The sequence below is a fragment of the Ligilactobacillus sp. MP3 genome (assembly GCF_024436335.1).
In the GTDB taxonomy this organism is placed as follows: Bacteria; Bacillota; Bacilli; order Lactobacillales; family Lactobacillaceae; genus Ligilactobacillus; species Ligilactobacillus salivarius.
The window spans coordinates 1-1,466 of sequence record NZ_JANFQI010000026.1 but is presented as its reverse complement, the minus strand read 5'-3'; the positions used below and the strand labels follow the sequence as shown (position 1 = coordinate 1,466).

At 26.2% G+C, this 1,466-nt stretch carries 1 protein-coding gene; it reads left to right on the top strand.

Annotation, left to right across the window (positions count from 1 at the left end):
- Positions 1-1,134 (top strand): restriction endonuclease subunit S (locus tag NOU10_RS09170; RefSeq protein ID WP_255906657.1); only part of this gene is annotated, 1,134 nt, incomplete at its 5' end.
- Between the last annotated feature and the right edge of the window lie 332 nt (positions 1,135-1,466).

Below are 1,466 nucleotides of genomic sequence, written 5' to 3'. Positions count from 1 at the left end.
AAGCTTGGGAATGTTGCAAAAATAACTCCAGGAGGAACACCTAGCAAAAACATTTCGAATTATTGGTACCCTAAAGAAATCCCATGGTTATCTTCTGGGGAAATAAATAAAGAAATTATTTTTAGTACAGATGGTATGATTTCGAAAAAAGGTTTTAATAATTCTAGTGCAAAATGGATTAAACAAGATTCAGTATTAATTGCTTTAGCAGGTCAAGGAAAAACTAGAGGAAAAGTGGCTATTAATCGTATTCCTTTAACTACTAATCAGTCCATTGCAGGAATAGAACCATCAAACGAAGTCTACTATAAATTTTTATATCATCAGCTTACAAAAGATTATTTAAAATTACGGCTGATTTCTTCTGGTGACGGTTCTAGAGGTGGTTTAAACAAAAAACTACTCAATGATTACGCTGTAAATTTATCTAGTATAGATGAACAACATAAATTAGGAATACTTTTATCTCATATAGATAATACTCTTCAGTTACATGAGGATTACTTACAACTTTTGCATAGCTTCAAGATTTTTTTAGCACAAAAAATGTTTTTCGATGACGATGTTCTTCCATTACTAAGATTTAATGGATTTACAGAAAAATGGAGTCAATGTAAATTGAATGATCATACAATTGTGACTATGGGACAATCTCCTAATAGTAAAAACTATACAAATAATCAAAATGATGAAATTTTAGTTCAAGGGAATGCTGATTTATATAAAAATAAAGTTCTAAAAAGAGTATTTACAACAGAAATAACAAAAACTGCAGTTAAAAATGACATTTTAATAAGTGTACGTGCACCAGTTGGAGACATCGCACGAAATCAATATAAATCTGTTGTTATAGGTCGAGGAATTGCTTCTATAAAGGGAAATGACTTCTTATACTATCAACTTGAAAAAATGAAGAATAGTGGTTTTTGGCATAAATATATTGCAGGATCAACTTTTGAATCTATAACTGGAAAAGATTTAAAAAATGCTAAAATATATACTACAAGTAATGATGAAGAAAGAAAAATTGGCGGTGTCTTCTCTTCTTTAACAAGGATTATTCAATTATATGAACATAAAATAGATAGTTTGAAAAAATTAAAACAATTTTTACTTCAAAATATGTTTGTCTAATTTTTACTATAATTTTATCATTAGTGTAACATTATACTTTTCAATTTCACATATGGTTACTTTCTTCATTACTCTTCATTTTTTATAAGATATTTCTAGTTAGTTCTATAAAATTATAAAAAATGAATTAATAATTATACGTCCTACATAATATTATGTAGCTATAAGAAATAAATTTGATATAGTAATTATTTTTTATTAGAATTTACAAACTAATAATTACTATTTTATTCATCAATTTAAAAGAATAGTCTTATCGTCTATTTGTAATAATATTATTCCAATTAAAATGATATTATTAAATAACTTTTTTACGATATTGGGAGCGTAAA